This is a genomic window from Paenibacillus sp. FSL H7-0918, assembly GCF_038007025.1.
In the GTDB taxonomy this organism is placed as follows: Bacteria; Bacillota; Bacilli; order Paenibacillales; family Paenibacillaceae; genus Paenibacillus_AQ; species Paenibacillus_AQ odorifer.
The window spans coordinates 292,165-310,247 of the sequence record NZ_JBBOWJ010000003.1; the positions used below are offsets into that span (position 1 = coordinate 292,165).

The 18,083-nt window shown below is 42.2% G+C and carries 14 protein-coding genes; 1 reads left to right on the forward strand and 13 read right to left on the reverse strand.

The genetic code is table 11. From position 1 onward, the window contains the following. Positions 1-102: 102 nt before the first annotated feature. The 9 genes from MHI15_RS21230 to MHI15_RS21270 form a co-directional block, all read right to left on the reverse strand. Positions 103-1,311: an SGNH/GDSL hydrolase family protein gene (locus MHI15_RS21230; protein WP_076126551.1), complete on the reverse strand. Its 1,209-nt coding sequence runs from the start codon at positions 1,309-1,311 to the stop codon at positions 103-105. Positions 1,312-1,328: 17 nt separating this feature from the next. Beyond that, positions 1,329-3,560 carry an FAD-dependent oxidoreductase gene (locus tag MHI15_RS21235; protein WP_076281791.1) on the reverse strand — a complete coding sequence of 744 codons (2,232 nt, stop codon included), beginning with the start codon at positions 3,558-3,560 and terminating at the stop codon, positions 1,329-1,331. 84 nt (positions 3,561-3,644) lie between these two features. Next, positions 3,645-5,267, reverse strand: a complete 1,623-nt coding sequence (locus MHI15_RS21240; protein WP_076281792.1) for a response regulator — start codon at positions 5,265-5,267, stop codon at positions 3,645-3,647. Next, positions 5,267-7,006, reverse strand: a complete 1,740-nt coding sequence (locus tag MHI15_RS21245) for a sensor histidine kinase (RefSeq protein WP_076281793.1) — start codon at positions 7,004-7,006, stop codon at positions 5,267-5,269. The genes MHI15_RS21240 and MHI15_RS21245 overlap by 1 nt, the downstream gene beginning before the upstream one ends. Positions 7,007-7,196: 190 nt before the next feature. Next, positions 7,197-8,783 (reverse strand): extracellular solute-binding protein, encoded by a 1,587-nt coding sequence (locus MHI15_RS21250; RefSeq protein ID WP_036677074.1) that lies wholly within the window; start codon positions 8,781-8,783, stop codon positions 7,197-7,199. 66 nt (positions 8,784-8,849) lie between these two features. Beyond that, on the reverse strand, positions 8,850-9,719 hold the full coding sequence (locus MHI15_RS21255) for a carbohydrate ABC transporter permease (RefSeq protein WP_036677077.1): 870 nt from the start codon (positions 9,717-9,719) through the stop codon (positions 8,850-8,852). A 13-nt stretch (positions 9,720-9,732) separates the two neighbouring features. Then, positions 9,733-10,680, reverse strand: a complete 948-nt coding sequence (locus MHI15_RS21260; RefSeq protein WP_341164810.1) for an ABC transporter permease — start codon at positions 10,678-10,680, stop codon at positions 9,733-9,735. Between the two features lie 368 nt (positions 10,681-11,048). After that, positions 11,049-11,630, reverse strand: a complete 582-nt coding sequence (locus tag MHI15_RS21265) for a TetR/AcrR family transcriptional regulator (protein ID WP_076279708.1) — start codon at positions 11,628-11,630, stop codon at positions 11,049-11,051. A gap of 91 nt (positions 11,631-11,721) precedes the next feature. Continuing rightward, positions 11,722-12,732 carry a fumarylacetoacetate hydrolase family protein gene (locus tag MHI15_RS21270; RefSeq protein WP_341164811.1) on the reverse strand — a complete coding sequence of 337 codons (1,011 nt, stop codon included), beginning with the start codon at positions 12,730-12,732 and terminating at the stop codon, positions 11,722-11,724. A gap of 155 nt (positions 12,733-12,887) precedes the next feature. Between MHI15_RS21270 and MHI15_RS21275 the strand changes: the two genes are divergently transcribed. Further along, positions 12,888-13,910, forward strand: a complete 1,023-nt coding sequence (locus tag MHI15_RS21275) for an MBL fold metallo-hydrolase (protein ID WP_341164812.1) — start codon at positions 12,888-12,890, stop codon at positions 13,908-13,910. A 201-nt stretch (positions 13,911-14,111) separates the two neighbouring features. Here MHI15_RS21275 and MHI15_RS21280 read toward each other — a convergent pair whose 3' ends face one another. The 4 genes from MHI15_RS21280 to MHI15_RS21295 all read right to left on the reverse strand — a co-directional run bounded on the left by MHI15_RS21280 (position 14,112) and on the right by MHI15_RS21295 (position 17,994). Continuing rightward, a complete protein-coding gene (locus MHI15_RS21280; RefSeq protein ID WP_076126537.1) occupies positions 14,112-14,936 on the reverse strand; it encodes a hypothetical protein in 825 nt (274 codons plus the stop codon). 85 nt (positions 14,937-15,021) lie between these two features. Next, complete coding sequence (locus tag MHI15_RS21285) at positions 15,022-15,615, reverse strand: RNA polymerase sigma factor (protein ID WP_341164813.1); 594 nt, start codon at positions 15,613-15,615, stop codon at positions 15,022-15,024. A 224-nt stretch (positions 15,616-15,839) separates the two neighbouring features. Further along, positions 15,840-16,715 (reverse strand): stalk domain-containing protein, encoded by an 876-nt coding sequence (locus MHI15_RS21290; RefSeq protein WP_341164814.1) that lies wholly within the window; start codon positions 16,713-16,715, stop codon positions 15,840-15,842. 397 nt (positions 16,716-17,112) lie between these two features. Then, the gene (locus MHI15_RS21295) at positions 17,113-17,994 is read right to left on the reverse strand and encodes an AraC family transcriptional regulator (RefSeq protein WP_312149998.1); all 882 of its coding nucleotides are present in this window, start codon (positions 17,992-17,994) and stop codon (positions 17,113-17,115) included. Between the last annotated feature and the right edge of the window lie 89 nt (positions 17,995-18,083).

Genomic DNA, 18,083 nt, shown 5'->3' on the forward strand with positions numbered 1-18,083 from the left:
ACGACATTGTCTTCCTTTAAAAAGAGACCTACATCATAACTGGCCGCTCAACTGCAGTCAGTATGATATAGGTCTTTCAATTGGAGAAAACCTTATGATTAATTATAATGGCGGCTGCACCAATAACAACTTCCCAAGCTGGATCACCGTTTGATCATACCAATCTGGATGCTGCCGAACATGCTCAATACTTCGTTCATTGCCGCATGCCTCAAATACAGCCGCTTTGTCTGTCTTTTCGGTATCGACTTCGAAGCGCACCGTATGTTTCCCATTCGGGAGCTCCGGCAAGAATACATACTGATTACGATTATGATCGTTGTGTAGTGTGAATCGATCGACAATAAAGGGTTCCCCACCATCCACCGACACCTTCAATCTGCCAGAATCAGGCCCCCCGATATCGAATAACCCGATATGAGTTCCCTCGAACTGCACCGTAATAGCCTCTCCAGGATCGACTGCTCGCCACAGGCCGGGGAACAACCAATTGTACTCGCGTACTAAAGCACAATCATCGGGAGTCATGTAAGACCATCCTGCGGAAAAATCGGTAAGACTATCCAATGACAGCATGCTCGCATATTCCCAAGGATTAGCCGGGACCAACGGATTCTGAGGTAAGTGATGTACTGACCTTCCTGGATGATCCTGAAGTTCTCTAATTTTTTCAAATGACCGGGTGATCGTATCCGTGTAAATCTGATGTCCTTCGGGAATAGTCGGATGGATCGAATCATGTGTAAAAACAACGGCTCCGGAAATGGACACGTCTTCCCTTGAGGTGAAAACGAGTTTTCCCTCCGACACCAAGTGACTGACCGCTACGCCCAGATGAATCGAAGGAATACCGTAATAGTCGGCCACTTCCTCTTGCATTAGAGCCCCCTTCTGGTATTCTCCAGACTGAAATAAGGCCACATCCCGCTCCTTCAGCGTATAAACGAACAGGATATCAGTAAACCGGCTCCGCTTGCGGATCTGACGGACAATCCCTTCGATCCGCGCCTTGGATTCGGGATCTCCGCCATCATTACCGACAAATTCAACAAATACTAGATCAGGTCGATGACGCAGTACATCTGTCTCCAAACGGGCACAGCCCAAATCCGATCCTGTCCCATCAATGCCTGCATTCACAGAGCGGATATCCGCCTTAGGATATTGCTTACGAAGCCAATCCGCCGTCATAACCCTGTAGCCTTCAGAACGTGTATTACTGCCGCCGAAATAGACGATTGTTACGGTATCCCCATTTTCCAATTTTTGAATTATATTGGGGAGCCCTTTACGAGGGAATAATTCCTTCATCGTGACTTCACCTGTCCTCATTTATCGATTTTAGGAGCAAACAATTTCACAGCAAACACTTCAAAATAAGGCGAACCATAAGTTGCGCCGAAATTAATCCGGATTCGGGTTACACCATTCGCATCTATCTTATGTTTATTCAACGTGAGATAATTTCCACGAGTTATGATTGTCCTCTCGGTTCCGTCTTCTAAGGTCAAGGTCATATCATAATCTTGGATAAGGGACTCAATCGGGTCGTTGAAATGCTCCAAATCCAGCTGCGAATTAAAAACAAGATGGATTTCGTCCAGATTTTTGGGGCTTGCAAAACAGAATTCCAACCATTCCTGTCCTTCCGAATGTTCAGAAATCCAGCCATTCGGTTGGCCATAAGGTCTGGAGTAGCCATTGACAACATTCTCAGGACTATACATATTCTGAGCTGGCACCAGGTCCTTAAAGCAAATGCTCTTATTGAATTTCTTCAGCCTGGACGGCTCTTCCGGCCTATAGTGGAAGCTGACCGCTCCTGTCAATTTCTCTTCATTACCGTATATGGCAAGGCTCGCCGTGCCCTCCAATATGATGTAGATTTTGTCGTCAGCCGGTTTCTTGCAGTCCAAGTCTAGCGTAATCCAGTCGTCATGACCGGCTGTAATAACCAAGTGGTAGTCTCTCAACTCGCTGGTTGGAATGTAGTTTTCCTTTCGTTCCCCGCCAAAAAGCTTCACATGTAGAGTTTCCGAATGCTTGGAGCTATTTTTAATTTTGAACCGTACGCTTTCAGCCACGGATGTCTGAATCGGCAAGACCAAACATAACCCTTTCTCCAAGGAAATCTCTTCGGTTGGATGAAGATTGTCATAGCTGCGCTGAGACGAGGCACGAATAGTTAATCCGTCAGCGAAGTAAGGATCCAATTCCTCTTGAAGGCCTACAATGGTTTGTCCGTCTCGAAGCAATAGCGCCTGCAGCTCCCCCATATGAGCTTCGACTATAGCAGCAGGGTCTACCTCATATTTCGAGCACAACGAAGCAGCTGTTCCAACCGCCTGCCCCATACAACCGCAGGTTGCCATAACCCTTGTAGATCCGAAAGCCACATGGGTAGCACTTATATTGCGACCAGCGAACATGAGATTAGGAATATTTCGTGAATATAAACTGCGGAAAGGGATATTGTACAATCCAGGCACGAAATTCCAAGCTGTAGCCGGCCCCTCATCGTAGATGCCCTTATTAGCATGTAAATCCATATACCATCCACCGACCGATACAGCATCTTCGAAATGCGGCTTTGCTGTGAGATCGTTCTGAGACAACATGTGATCCCCAATAAACCGCCTCGACTCCCGCTTTCCCGGGATCGGGCATACATAATCCAAAATGAGATTGTCTACATCATCAAATTCACCGCTATTTTTGAGATAATCCCAAATCCCGTATACCAATTTCCGCAGCTCCAACGCGATGTCTTCATTATTTTTGATAATATCCATATGTCCGCCGTATTCCAGCCACCACAATCCGCCAAGCCCGTTGATTTTTCTTGGAAAAGCCCGATGGTTTAAGCCTTTTCTGATACTATCGAAAAAGGCCAACTTCGTAATATCATACGCAAAGCCAGGTCTTTTGTATGGAACGGAATATCCTACGTCACGGGCTTGAAACAGGATCGTATCGCCCATGGTGTAATGGTCCGCCACTTCAGGAGCCAATTCTTCCTTGTATTCATGTTTCGCTTCTCTCCCCCATCGGAAGAGAGCACCTGCCTGATATCCGACAACTCCATCTCCAGAGCAATCGATATAGGTTCGGCTTTCAAAACGGAATTTCCTTTCGGAAGCCAATTGAAGGCCCTCCACCCATTTAATTCTGCCGTTCTCCATGCCCGTCTCATGCACGCATGTATTCAGAAATAGAGAAATGTTAGGCTCAGCATAGACCATATCCAACAAGACCGTATCCGAAAGCGAAAGCATCAGCTTCTTGTTGTATAACGGATTATAGTGGAAAATCTTCAACTTGAGTTCTTCCACCAACCCTCCTTCGCGTGCATAATAGGATGGACTGTTTCCGAGATATGCCGACCCGTTGATATGAACCCTGACCTCGCTGCTTGCATTTCCCCCAAGAACCGGTCGATCATTAATAAGTGACACTTGCAGCCCTTGGCGTGCGGCAGCAATAGCAGCGCATATCCCAGCAATACCTCCGCCGACGACGGTTACATCTGCTTTAATAAGCTCCATTTTGATAACCTCCATGATTAGATCCTTCTATCATGGTAATCCTTTTGCTCCCTTTTTTTTTACATGATTTCGCGAAAAAATCACACATTTTTTGCAACCTTAATTGGATTCATACCGTGTCATTTTTATCCGATATTGCTTAGGAGTATCACCCGTATATTCTTTAAATAATTTGCAAAAATAACCTTCATTCACAATTCCTACTTCTTCGCACAATTCCAATATAGAATAATCCTGAATATTTAACAGCTCGAGAGCTAATTGGATTTTTTTACGATTGATGTAGCTGATAACGCCTTCGTTCATTGTTTTTTTGAATAAGCTGCTAAAATACGATGGAGCTAAATTCACTTCCTCGGCAATCGCCTCGAGCGTTAATCGCTGTTTCAGGTTTTTCTCTATAAACCGCATAGCACTCATGATTTCTATACGATGTAAAAGTTGGCCGGCGTGTACATATTCGAAGGTAAAGTCGCCGATATAGGCAAGCTGCTCCCGAAAAGCTAAAAATTCTATGGGAAACTCTGCTACTTCCGCGGCCAACTTGTTTCCCGATTTAAACTTCATAATAATGTCTCTGTACAAGTCTCTTAACATAGGCGCCATGATGGACTTATGGATTTTATGGTCCGTAACAAATTGGTTCAGATCAGCAAATGCTTTCTCCAGCTCTTCCTTGGAAACCTTTCTTTTCACCCCAGCAAGAAAATCAGCCAATTTCTGCTGAAATTCTTCTTTTCTGTCATTATGGTAATGGAACCGATGCATGGGTGTTTTTACTACTTTCTCTGTATGATAATAGAAATCATCACTCACATTTTGTGCTTCCGTGTAAGCTTGTTTGATGGATTCCCAGCCTCGGTGTGGACCTCCAAAAGCGACGGATACCCTTTGATTCAAATATTGATGCAAATGGGAGACGATCTGCCCCCCCAATGTCTGGCAATCATATTCCGTTTCCAGATCACTACGATTATTTTCCCAGGATAGAAAGCCAATAAACCGATTATCGGATAGATCCGCAGCTACACCACTGCCACCATTCATCACCGTTTCTTCGATTATATTTGTAATCGCATACCTCAATATGTTCTGATCAGACGCTGAATAATCATTTCGGAAACTTTCATACATATTCATTTCGACAATAAAGCAGCGATAGTTGGCTTGAAAGAAATGGAACTGCATACGATTGGCAAAATCTGATGCCCGATGAGAAGGGATTTCGCCTCTGATAAGCTCGTTAAAAAATTGCTTGCGGACTCTATATTTATTTTCAAGCACGGATACGTTTAAAGATTGAAATTCCGCTTCTTTTTTCTTAACTTCATTTAAAATCCCGGCTGCCTTATCTAAAGCTCGATCCAAATCCGCATCTCTGAGCGGAACCTTAACAATGTACTCCAATACGTTGGCTTGAATAGCTCTCTGGGCGTATTCAAAGGATGAATAAGCGGTCAAAAGAATGAATTGGGTATGGGGAAGCTTTGGCTTTAGCTGCTCAATCATGGAAATTCCATCCATTCGCGGCATGACGATATCAGATATTACGATATCCGGCTTAAGCTTTACGATCTCCTCTATCCCCTTCAGCCCATTATTCGCTTTTCCCACTAAATGAAATCGCTTATCCCTAAGGGAGCGCTCGTGAAAAAACAATTCCAATCTCTGAATGATTAGATCTTCATCGTCAACAATGAAGCAGGTATAGTCTCTCATCATCATGCATCTCCTTTAAACAAGCCTGCTGGGAATAAGGCGCGAACCCGGGTTATTTCCTTAGGTATGCTTATGATTTGGAGCCCGAACTGTTCTCCGTAGTGAAGTCTAATTCGGTCATGAATATTATTTAACCCGATTCTTTTCCTTTTCAATTCCACATCCCCCGGTTCTGAAATTAAAATATGCTTTATTTTATCAGTTGGAATTCCCTCGCCCTGATCAACTACTTCTATGATGACGTTGCCACCCTCCCTGTACGCATGAATAGTAATAGGGCCTTCGATCCCCCCTCCGTTATAACCATGGAAGATACTATTCTCCACAAGGGGCTGCAACAGCATTCGAAAAACCGGAAAATCTATTAGCCCTGCTTCGATATTTTCGATTAATTGGAAGTTTCGGTTATAGCGGATGTTCTGGATCGCGATATAGTCTGATACATTCTGCAATTCCTGACGCAGTGATACCTTCTCCGAAGCGTCGGCTATCCCATATTCCAATATTGAAATGAGAGACTCGATCACCACATCTACTTTCTCTATTTGTCCGAGTCGTATGACATTGCTGATAGAACCAAGCGTGTTATACAGAAAATGAGGGTTTATTTGAGACTGCAGCACTTGAATTTCCAGCTTTCGTTCAAGTTCGTTATGAAGCTCTGCTCCCCGAATCAGTTCCACAATTTGCTGCAGCATACGATCGAATGCTCGGGAGAGATCTCCAAACTCATCATTTCGGTTAATCGATATTGTAGTTGTGAGGGAGCCCTGCTCCACCCGCTTCATTTTTGTTTTGAGTGCATAGAGCGGGTTCCTTATATATTTGGCAATAAAGAAGGAAACGAACAGACTTAAGAGAAAACCAGCAGCTAGAAGCTCGATATAATAGGTTTCCAATCTGGATAAAGCAGCTTTCAAGCGTGATTCATCGTTGATTGAGATGATGGTCCAGTTGAATTTTTCAGTCGGTTTTTTTAGAAGGGAAACTTGAATCCCCTCCTTGGTGTGCAGTTGAAGGTTTGTTTCTGTAGTATCCAGAATTTCTTCTGCTGACGTTTCACCGATTGAAAAAGTATGATCTTGAACATTCAGGGGGCCTTTATTTTCCGAAAATCCGGCAATGATTTTTCCCGATGCGGTGATTAGAGCCAAATTCATTTGTTCTTTTTTATTAATCTTGAACAAGGTATCTTCAATGGCATTTAGATCTAGATCTACTGCAATGGCCATAGGAAACGGAGCACTGTTCAGATATCGGACCATCGTAACTGTCCAGCCGGAATATTTAGATTTGTAAGGATCACTGACAAATGTAATCCTTCTATTCTTGTCAACTGCATCAAACAATGGTTCTCTTTCAGCTAAAGGTTCATCAAATATTCGGGTAGGTGTACTTCCGCCTAGAATAGATAAATCGTTTTTGATCAAATAAATATTACTGACGTAATTACTGTTGAGTTCATAGAGCTCTCTTAATTGCTTTTTAATCACGTCCGGATTGTCAATGTTGGCTTTCACCGATGACTCGACCGAGAACAGCATCGTCTGGAAGGAGGAAAAATTAACTGTGAAATACTGATCAATCTTATCAAGTATTTGGTTGGTGTAATAAATGTCAGAGGTTCTTATTTCCTTTTGGACATAACGATAAGACAATTGGCTTATCAAGATTATGCAGCTTAATACAAATGCAAACACGATAAAAAATAGTTTTAAAGGCAAGCTGATTCTTCTTCGCATCGATCATCTTCCTTTTAAATCTGTAATAAACAAATAATAGCATATGATAAGAAGAAACGCCTTCGGCGTCCTTTTTAAGGACGATAAGCGTTTCTTCGAAAAATAGAAAGATAAAGTATAAAGTAAAACTTATACTTTCTTATATTTCAATAAAGAGAGGGGCTAATTATAGCCGCTCTCTTCGTTTGATTTACTTGATTAAGCCTGCTTCTTTAAATTGCTTGATTACTGAGTCTTTATACTTCTGCATGTCAAACTTAGTTTCCAATGTATTGAGGAAATTGTCCCAGTTCGAAAGAGGTTCTTTGCCAGTCATAAATTTGACCAAGCTTTCATTAATGTAGCGTTGGCGGTCAGCAGCCAATGAATCGTTCGGGTCTTCAGTCAATAAATTCCCGGGCAACGTAGCCGCCACGTATTTCTGATTGTTCTCAAAAGCTTCTGCCGTCTTCGGATTCTGGAAGCTGAAGTACTCAGCATCATCACCACGACGCGGCATTCTATAATGATCGACCCATAAGTACTTTTCTTTCATTTCCTTTGATAATTCGGAGGTTTTATTTTTGATCTTGCCGTCTACCAAATCCCAATGAATCCCTTTAATTCCGTATGCAAAATTCGGATAGGCTTCTTTGTCCGTAAAGAGATAATTCAGCATGGACAAGATCCGAATGATTTTGTCCTTATCCGCTTTCTTGGATATGGCCCATGAATTGCCTTGGAACGATTTTCTCTCTACAATTTGATCACCATAAGGACCTGTCATTGGAGGAATGACGATCCATTCCGGCACCTCTCCACTGATTTCTTTCATTTTTTGCTGATAATCTGGTTCCAGCCTGCGGGCATCTCTTATCATAAAGCCAACTTTACCCTTAAATAACTTTTGGTCCAATAAATCGGGAGTATTCATCGTCACCCAGTCTGGATCTACAACTTTAGCTTCCATCATTTTATTGATATAAGCGAGTGCTTCTTTCATTTTTGGGTCGGTAAACAGGAACACTGGTTCATTGTCTTTCACATCAATGGCTGAGGGAGGATTGACACCAAACATCCACATCAAACTATCGAAGCCATAGGTTTGCAGATTGCCTTCTTTATTCATACCGCCTATGAATCCGTACGTATCATTTTTACCATTGCCGTCCGGGTCTTTCTCTGTAAAGGCTTTCATAACTTCAAATAGCTCGTCAGGTGTTGTTGGCACTTCCATATTCAGCTTTTTCAGCCAATCATTACGGATAAAGAAGCTTCGACTAATACCGTTTACATTATCATAACCTGGAACTCCAATGGTTTTTCCCTGATAGGACATCGCCTCCCAGGAGTCGTTGCTAAAACGTTTCTGCAATTCAGGAAATTGATCCAGATACGGTGTCAAATCCGCAAGAACGCCTTGGTCATAATATTGCGCGAGATCAGCCCGGCTCTTCAAAAAGATCAAATCTGGAATATCTCCGCCAGCAATGAGCGTATTTAATTTAGTCGTTGCTTGCCCTGATTGAGGAATCATCATTTCCAAGTCGATATTTACTGCTTTCTCCAACATTTGGCGTTGGATATCTTCTTCACGGGGAGGAATCGGAGCAGCAGCATTGAAAGTTCCTTGGTTAAACATCGAAATTTTCAATTTGGTTTCAAAGGGACTAGACTGGCCTTGTGAATTACCCGAAGCTGTCGATGTAACCTCTTTTTGTTCCCCACAGCCTGACAATACTGTTCCCACACCGACCATTGCTGTCAGAATAGCAAATGTAATCGCTTTACGTTGCATAATGACCTCTCCTTTGCTTCTATATTATCACGGTTTCCCCGTAACAACTCAGGTTGGAATATCTTTTTAACCTTTAACCGATCCCAAGAGCACACCTTTGGTAAAATGCTTTTGCATAAATGGGTAAACGATCAAAATCGGAACTGTAGTCACGACAACTGCTGCCATTTGTATAGCGAACGTACTAACAGCTCCGGTATTGGCAAGCGAATCAGCACTTTGTGTTGCGACGTTAAGCAGGATGTTGCGCAAGATCACTTGGAGCGGCATTAAGTTGGAATCATTGATATAAACAATAGCATCGAAGTAACTATTCCAATGCCCGACTGCGTAAAATAATGAAATTGTGGAAAGGACGGGCAAGGACAGAGGTAAAATGATCCGCCATAACGACTGAAGTTCACTTGCACCGTCTACCCTCGCTGATTCCTCGATTTCAGCAGGCAATTGCTCGAAAAAGCCTTTAATGATCACCAGATTAAATGCACTAATGAGATTTGGAATGATCAATACCCACGGACTGTTTAGCAATCCCAGAGAGCGGACTAGTAAATAAGTCGGAATTAATCCTCCTCCAAACATCATGGTAAAGACAATGAATAGTAAAAATGGGCTGCGACCCGGCAAATATTTTTTGGATAACGGATATGCCGCGATTACCGTAAAGAACACATTGAGAGCAGTGCCTACAATCGTTCGAAACAATGTGATTTTATACGCCTGCCCAATACCATGAGAAATGAATACTTCTTTATAGGCTAGAAAGGTAAAGGTTTCTGGTATAATAACAATTCCTCTTCTTAGCACTTCCGATTCTGGCGTTACTGAAACAGCAACCACATATAGAAAGGGTAGTAAGCAAAGTAGAGCTAGCAAAATAAGAATAAAATAAACGAATGCTTGCCAGACCTTTTCTCCGATTGTCAAATTGATCATTTTGATAACCACCTCACCAAATTTGCCCATCGAATTTTTTGGCGAGCTTATTCGCTGCCAACACTAAAACAAATCCGATGACCGCTTTAAATAATCCCACAGCAGTAGCCAAGCCAATCTTAAGTCGCTCGAGCCCTTCACGGTATACCCATGTGTCGATAATGTCGATCTTCTCCTGATTAAAGCTGTTGGCAAACATGAATATTTGGTCAAAACCAGCATCCAGAATATGGCTTAATTTAAGGATCAGCATCAGAATCATCACGCCTCGAATGCCGGGAAGTGTTACATGCCATAGCTGTCTCCACTTGGAAGCGCCATCAATTCTAGCCGCTTCATATAAGCTTGGATCGATTCCTGCTAATGCTGCAAGGTACAATATCGCTCCCCATCCAATATCCTTCCATATTTCAGATAAGATGATCAGCAGTCTGCCCCAGGCAGGTTCCGTTAGGAATGAGATGGGTTCAACTCCAGTTTCCTTCAATATCATGTTAAAAAGACCATCCCCTGGGGCTAATAATGCCACCATCATTCCATAAACAATGACCCATGATAGAAAGTGGGGTAAATAAGTGATCGTTTGAACGATTTTCTTAAACCATTGGGTATAAACTTCATTGAGCAGCAAAGCAAGTATGATAGGAGCTGAGAAACCGAACAACAGCTTATACAGGGATATGATAATCGTATTTTTCATGATGTCCCAGAAATAAACGCCGTTCATAAAATCTGTAAAATTTCTAAATCCCACCCATGGGCTATCCCATAGTCCCAAAGCTAGGTTATAGTTTTTAAAGGCAATAATGATTCCCGCCATAGGAATGTATTTGAATACGGCAAAGTAAACTAATGCCGGGAACAAGAGAGCGTACATCACTTTATACTTTTTTATCGTCCTTATCCATGAGTTCCGCTTTTTGGGGAGGGGAATGGCGTCCGCTGCCAATTTTGCTTGCATATCATCACCTCGTCTTTATTTGTATTTGTATAATAGCATCCCCCTACTGGATAAATTTCTGTAATTTCAAGAATTTCTTATAAGATATTAAGTAAGTACAGCCTTGGATAATTCCAATACAATAGGCATGATTGTCTTGCATTAAAGCTCGTACAATAACTCTGGCTCGAAAGTTTGGGTATAGACCAAATACAATCCTGAGGACCCAAACAAAAAAAGCCCTAGAAAAAATTGGGCTTAATTTAATGAGTCATGTTTTTTATATAATGCATCCACGTATTTTATTTTCCATTACTAAAAATAATCACCACATCATCAACCGTCGCTGCATGCTCTTCCATTAGATGAATGGGATAAATCAATAATGCTTATGACTGGGCTAAAATTCCTTTAACAAACAATGAGACACTATGCTTGTAGAACTCTTCCTCGGTGACGAATTGGGATTGATATTGCCGGTGAATCAGTTCACTCATCTGAAATCCGTAGCACATCGAGAGAAAAGACATTGCGACAAGACGCTCATCCTGTCTGGCGATAACTTTTTTCTTCTGCAAGCGTTCAAAATATTCAACCAGCAAGGAGTGAAGCTTCGCCGGCGGATCGGCGAGCATTCTGTCTAATTCGGGAAGCATTCCTTTGTCGCGGATGCCAATCAAAATGATGTCCGCATTTTTATGGAAAAACAAACGGTACTGCTGACTTACATTCAGCAGATCGACTTCCGGATTATCGGTCGCTTCCTCTTTTAACAGCTTCTCAAATTGCGGAATATCCGAATGTCTTTCAATGATGGCTTCCAATATGCCTTGCTTGCTTCCGAATTGCCGAAAAATCGTAGATTCATTGACTTTAGCTTCCGTTGCAATGGCTTTGGTGCTTACTCCCCGATAGCCATTCTTTTTGATGAGCTGTGTCGCGGCTTCAATGATTCTGTCTGAAGTTTGCATTGTAGTTCTCCTTTTGCATATGTTAATCCTATTCTACTACAAGTTTTGCATATGCAGCAGGGTCGGGGTTCATCATTTTGATAAACGTTTTTTAAGGCAAATCGCTTCTTTTTTCCCAGCGGCTTGGTTCCGTAATCTTGACATGATCAGGCACCAATTGCGTGAGCGTGCCTAATTTATCAAATGTAATCTGGATTCGGTCAGAGGGCAACAGCCATTCTTCGGTCTCGATTGCGCAGCAATCCGGTATCGTCCCCATTCCTATAATCGTGCCCGGGAGCGGCGTGAAAACTTTGAGAACCTCCTCCATCACTTTTGCAGGGTGTGCAGCATACTCGGATGTGCTCCCCTTCCAGTGCAGTCTCTCCCCGATGCATACATTCACATCCAGTACCAGCGGATTGTCGATTTCATCCGGCGTAACCAGAAATGGCCCTATTCCTTTGCTGCGATCAAAATCTTTGCAGCGCGTCGGTCCGGTCAGCCCCTGGAAGTCCGGCCATTGCACATCGCGGACAGTACTGTCATTAAAAATAACATAACCTGCAATGCAGTTCTCCATCCCTGTAACAAAGGCCAGCTCCGGCTCAATATCCAGGTAGGAAGAGTACGAAGGCCAATGAATCGTATCTCCATCGCCAATTAATGCATTATGGTTACATTTGTAATAACTGAAAGTTACTTTGTTCGGATCTTGCTGGAATTTTTCAGCAATTTTTTGTTTAAGCTCTTCTCTTTCCGGCCCTGTATATTCTCTTTGCAGCAGATTTACGCCAGCATTTCTCAGATGTCTTGGTGTCAGCCCGAAATCGATAAGCGCAGCCGGATTTGGAACTGGCGGCAGCAGGTTTACCGCTACAATCGGGCAGATTTCATTTTCATTAAATTGATGCGACTGTTCGACCGCATATTGCATTAATTCCTTAGCGGCATCATAACTTGCCGGTAAATAATGAAGATAGCTGTCTATACTTTCAAGACTGTCAACGAATGTTCCCTGCTTTTTCATGATTGCGGCAAAAGACACGACAAATTTCTCGTTAATTACAAGCCCAAACAAAGGTTCCTGGGATGTCTTGGTTTGAAAGGTTACTAGTTTCATGTTGCAGCGCCTCCATCCATGTAGTGTGATGTTGTTCTGTTACATCATATTACACGGAACAAATGCATGCAAGTACATGCTTGCAATTATGTTTTCCACTCTCTATAATAAAGGCATGCTTTACCCCAAAAACATATACGTAAAGGAGAATTTTTATGAAGTATGGACGTATTATCCAAAAACCTCGCGTTAAATTTTTTGAAGTCGCAGATGGCGTCTTTGCTGGTATTTCGCCGTATCGCGGGATCAGTTGGGCCAATGCCGGATTCATCAACAAGGGTGACGGGTTGGTGTATGACACGTTTTTCGATTTGTTCCATGCGCGGGAAATGCGGGAGGCTTTTATGGATGTAAGCAACGGCGGCTCTCCCGCATATGTGGTGAACTCGCACTATAACAGCGACCATGCCTGGGGAAACAAAGTGTTTGAAGATGCTTGTATTATTATGCACAAGGAAGCCTCCAGAGAGCGTCTCACCGAAAATATCTCTTGGATGGACAGCGTCATCAGAAGAGGAAAGAATTCTCCGGAATCGACTCCGGGCGAGCGGTTTTTTGCAGCGGAATTTGAAGGATTTGACCTGGAAGGCGTAGAATGGGTGCTCCCGAATATTGAGATAAAGGACGATATCAACATCCGTCTTGGCGATACAGAAGTTATGATTCAGAACGTAGCTCCAGCCCACTCTGATAGTGACTTACTGTTGTGGATGCCAAAAGAAAAAGTACTGTTCGCTGGCGATGTCGTGTTTAATGGTTGTACGGCATACAGCGAAGAGGGAACCCTCAATTGGGTTAAAGTGCTTGATCGCATTATTGATGAAATTAAACCCGAAATCGTTGTTCCAGGGCATGGCGCCATATGTGGCCTGGAATTCGTGAAGGAGCAGAGAGAATACCTCCTAAACCTGATTAGCGAGTTCAACAAGCATTACAATGACGAAATTGATTCCTTGTCTCTGACCAAGCAAATGGATATTTCCCGCTTCCTTCATTGGATTCAGCCAGAACGCTTGTATGTTACAGTGGATATCCTATTGAAAAGCAAACGAGGGTTACCACCCTTTCCAATTTGGAACGAGGTGCCTGCTAAGCTGGAAGACATGAAAGCTTTTTTGGCTGGAAAATATGGCAATCAGATCAAGCCATGGGACCCTATGAGTGTTTGGCAAGAATAGCAATTTACAGCTAACCTATGAAAAACAAAAAAACGGCCCTGTCGCAAATGATGCGAACAGCGGCCGTTCTTATGCATTGTTCCACGGAATTAAAATCGGTGCTTAGAAACGATTATGATAAAAAATGAAGAAGGACTATGGTTTACTAGAGGGGAATCCCCCCAATTGGATGGGAGGAGACTCCCGTTGTTGTTGTATTTATTATTCCAAATAGCCTTCGGCAAGTTTCATTAGGGTTTCTTTGCTTACTTTATTTAGGTCACCTCGTAAAGTATAGGCGTATTTCAGCTTTTTGTCTGGGCTCTCGTATACCCATTTCAGCTCGTGCGTCTGCGAAGGAGCAAATTCTGTATGCAGCATTTCTACTCCCTTCACTTGAACCTTCTCCTGCTTAAATTCAACCTTCTCGTCAATATACATTGTAGGATCGCTCTTTCCACTCAGATTAGTGATATTAACCCCGATTTTATCTTCGCCATTTTGATACGTAGCAAAGAGAAGGAAAAACTGATCTGTCATTTCAACCTGCATCATGGCATATCCCTGATTGGATTCTTCCGCCTGCTTTCTCAGCTTTTCTGCCATTTTCTTTTTTTCTTCCGAAGAAGGAGGATTCACTTCCTGAGCATTTTTAAAGATTACGTCCGCCTTTTGGAATGTATAATTTCCATTGACTTTGTCTGCGATCTTAATGGATTTATCCGTAATCTTATCTCTCAATTGAGAAAGATCTTGGAAGATAGTCACCTTCGTTCCAAGAATTGTTTCATGATTCGGATTATTGGCAACCATATAGAACAGCCCAGCTTCCCCGTTCTTTAGCACCTTATCCTTAAGTTCATAAAATGCCTTGTAACGCTCTATATCATCTTTCGATTCTGTTTTTCCGTAATCTTTCGTCGATTTAGTCTCATATACGACTTCGCCATCCTTATTCGTCAAAGAATGATATTGAACTGCCGCATAACCTGTGGAGGCCATTAACATCATCCCTACACACGCAGTCAAAACAACTTTATATTTCATAAAAAACCTCTCCTTTTCTTTTGGCTTAGCATGTAATATTCTCATTACTTTTCCTGTCAAGTCGGCGTCGGGAATGCGCGGGTCATCAAACAGTTTTTTCAAATCCCGATCCCTGTCCATATTCATACACTCCCACTCCCTTCACTTGAGCGTAATACTTTCGAAATTTTGCAGATGTACGTTCGTACCTTTTACGAAGGCTGGCGCTGTTTTTACCGAGAATCAATCCAATCTCCTGATAGCTTTTATCCTCGACACAACGTAAGATTAACAAATTACGCTCTTCCGCCGATAATTTTGCCATGGCCTGATGTACGGATTCATCAAAATAGTTGGCTTCAATATGCAAATCGACTTCATTATTTTCTTTCTCATCTTGGTAAAAGAAAGGCAAATACTTCACCAACTTTCGCTTACGGATGATGTCGATACATTGATGGTAGGCAATCTTGTATACCCAGGCACCAAAATCCATCTGATATTGGGTATATTTTTTCAAGGTGCGGAAGGTCTTCAAAAATACCTTCTGTGCGTTTTCCTCGGCTTCGGCATAATTGCCCAGCATGTGATAACAGTAGAGAAAAATCGGTTTTTGATAAATCTCCATGATTTTCTCAAATTGTTCTGTGTTCCCATCCAACACATCTGCAATGATCTGATTTAACTCCGCATCATTCAAGCTGTCTCCCCCCCTTTCACTCTATACAACGAAGAGCTCGACCTAAAATGTGACTGCAATAAAAATCTCAAGAATAAATCTTCTTTATTAACCCCTCGTTTTTTAGCATCTCCCCTGGCACATATTGCTTTTCAAACTTTAATATTAATAAACATAACAAAGAAGCCCTTCTTGTGAGGGCTTTCTTTGTTTTTCTTACTCAAATATCAGGAGCCTATGAATAATTATTGAGGTTGAAAATCTGAGAACCCTGAGATTAGTACCCTCAACCCCTTGCTGACGCTATCGACCTTCCATACACCATTCGTAAATACGAGAGTGATCGTACGATCCTCGGCATATTGATCTTCTCCTGTTAGACCATTTGCCAATATAACCGATTGCGCAAGCGTGGCTAAAGTCTTGTTAATGTATACTGGCGACGAGGCAGGCGATTCATAGGTACTAGCTGTATTCAAGCCTTTATTTTGAACGATAGACTTAATTAATTTATCGGTGAAGTACGGTTTGAAGTAGGAACTAATATTTTTAATTGAAGAGATATCAGCTGCTTGATTTAATTTATCGGAGAGTTGTTTTAACCGTGGATCCATAATTTTCTGCTTATCAGAGATTTGAATAGATTGTTGCTCCATGTTGACTACGAGTTCCTTACCCCCCAATGTTATGGTCGCCTGCTTAGACTGTTGGTTCCATAAGACATTTGCACCTAGCGATTGACCGACAAAGCGTAGCGGAACATAGGTTGTTCCTTTAATGACCTGCGTGGCAGTATCTATATCAATATATTCCCGGTTCGGAATATCCGGGTTATCTGTAGTCGGTGGTGATTCAATAATTGCGCGTTTGAAATTTGCAGCAAGCCAGAGGGTCGTGTCTCCATTTTTAATCTTTACTTCTTTCTCCGTTTGAAACCATTCCACACTTGCGCCTAAATTTTCTGAAACAGCTCGTAACGGAATGAGAACTCGACCGTTGTTAATTTGGCCGTTATTTATGATCGTAGGTTTGGATGTATCCGCTGCAAAGCTATGCACCGGTATTACTGGAAGCACAAGTAAAGCTGAGGCAAATAAGGAAATCATCAATTTTTTCTTCATAATAAAACCTCCCATAATAGATTTATCTTAATAATAGAAGTTTTCCTTTCTTATTTTGTTTGAGTTGTTTGAATACCCAAATTGTTATAAGTTTATCCAATATTTATACACTATTACATGCAACGAATCTAGAGAAACTTCCATACTATTAAGGAGCTGTAGCGTAAGCGATGCTGTATCTCAGAATCGCGTCCGTAGAAACATCAACAAATTGCCGAAAGCTTTAAGCGCTTTATTTGACTTGAAAGATTTAAGTACATCCAATGCGCTAGTTGAGAAGCACTGTCCGGGCCGGCGTTCGAGAATAAACCTGTTCATCAAGTCCTGCCGATCAATCTTTAAGTTCATATGACCACTCCGTTATATGACGAGTGTTTTCAAAATTTCAATACCAAATTCATCGCTGCATATTCTGCTTTCTCCAGGCCTTCGGTGTCACCCCTATCATTTTTTTAAATACTGTAGCAAAATGCTGACTTGTCTTAAATCCAAGTTCCATGGCAATATCCGTGATGGACATCTTCGATTCCTTCAGCATCTGGCTTGCACAATCTATACGAACTCGTTCCATATACACTATAGGCGATTGTCCATTCGTCTCTCGGAACACACGATAGAAATGCGACGCACTCAACCCGAACTCCTTTGCAAGCTGTTCAATTGAATAACGAGCAGATGGATTCTGCTGAAGTCTGTCCTTCAGCTGCTGCGTGTAGGTATGCATGTTTGGGGAATGCACAACAAGCTGCGAATGATGAAATAGATGCAGCAAAATTTCCATGACATAATGCCGAAGTTGAAATTCCAGCAGTACCGTACTCTGGTTCTGTAGAAGCTGCTTCAATTGTTTGAAATAGACGACAACGTCCTTGCTGACCAATTGAATGCGTGGACAGTTCTGCATCCAATTAACGAAGATCTGACGCTCCTCCTCTTGAAGCCCGAACCATTCCTTGTTTCGGGCTGGGTCGCGAATAATCATCCACCAAATGGTGGATGGACCAATATAATCAAATTTGGCACGGTGCCGCTCCCCCGGACTTGTATGTATAACTTGCTGGGCATTCGTATGGTATGTTTCGTCTCCGATCTCCCAGTCGACAGCCCCCTGATCAACATAGACGAATTCGTATGCATCCTCATGCACATGATTCGTTAAAGGCATCGCTTTGCTAAAATGGTCATACCCCATTAACAATAAATCCTTTACTCGAGCCGAGTTGCCATTCTCTCCCTCTATGACATATACCCACCGTTCATTTTTGATATGATTCGCCACAATCTATACTCCACCTCTGCATGATTTGTTTCTGATCCTATTCAATATAAATCGAAAAGTCAAATGAGATAAATTGCTATACACTGAAA

Bases quoted from the DNA above. Each gene is read 5' to 3' on its own strand.
- MHI15_RS21230 (WP_076126551.1), bottom strand. From the start codon at position 1,311: ATGAAGGAATTATTCCCTCGTAAAGGGCTCCCCAATATAATTCAAAAA.
- MHI15_RS21235 (WP_076281791.1), bottom strand. From the start codon at position 3,560: ATGGAGGTTATCAAAATGGAGCTTATTAAAGCAGATGTAACCGTCGTC.
- MHI15_RS21240 (WP_076281792.1), bottom strand. From the start codon at position 5,267: ATGATGAGAGACTATACCTGCTTCATTGTTGACGATGAAGATCTAATC.
- MHI15_RS21245 (WP_076281793.1), bottom strand. From the start codon at position 7,006: ATGCGAAGAAGAATCAGCTTGCCTTTAAAACTATTTTTTATCGTGTTT.
- MHI15_RS21250 (WP_036677074.1), bottom strand. From the start codon at position 8,783: ATGCAACGTAAAGCGATTACATTTGCTATTCTGACAGCAATGGTCGGT.
- MHI15_RS21255 (WP_036677077.1), bottom strand. From the start codon at position 9,719: ATGATCAATTTGACAATCGGAGAAAAGGTCTGGCAAGCATTCGTTTAT.
- MHI15_RS21260 (WP_341164810.1), bottom strand. From the start codon at position 10,680: ATGCAAGCAAAATTGGCAGCGGACGCCATTCCCCTCCCCAAAAAGCGG.
- MHI15_RS21265 (WP_076279708.1), bottom strand. From the start codon at position 11,630: ATGCAAACTTCAGACAGAATCATTGAAGCCGCGACACAGCTCATCAAA.
- MHI15_RS21270 (WP_341164811.1), bottom strand. From the start codon at position 12,732: ATGAAACTAGTAACCTTTCAAACCAAGACATCCCAGGAACCTTTGTTT.
- MHI15_RS21275 (WP_341164812.1), top strand. From the start codon at position 12,888: ATGAAGTATGGACGTATTATCCAAAAACCTCGCGTTAAATTTTTTGAA.
- MHI15_RS21280 (WP_076126537.1), bottom strand. From the start codon at position 14,936: ATGAAATATAAAGTTGTTTTGACTGCGTGTGTAGGGATGATGTTAATG.
- MHI15_RS21290 (WP_341164814.1), bottom strand. From the start codon at position 16,715: ATGAAGAAAAAATTGATGATTTCCTTATTTGCCTCAGCTTTACTTGTG.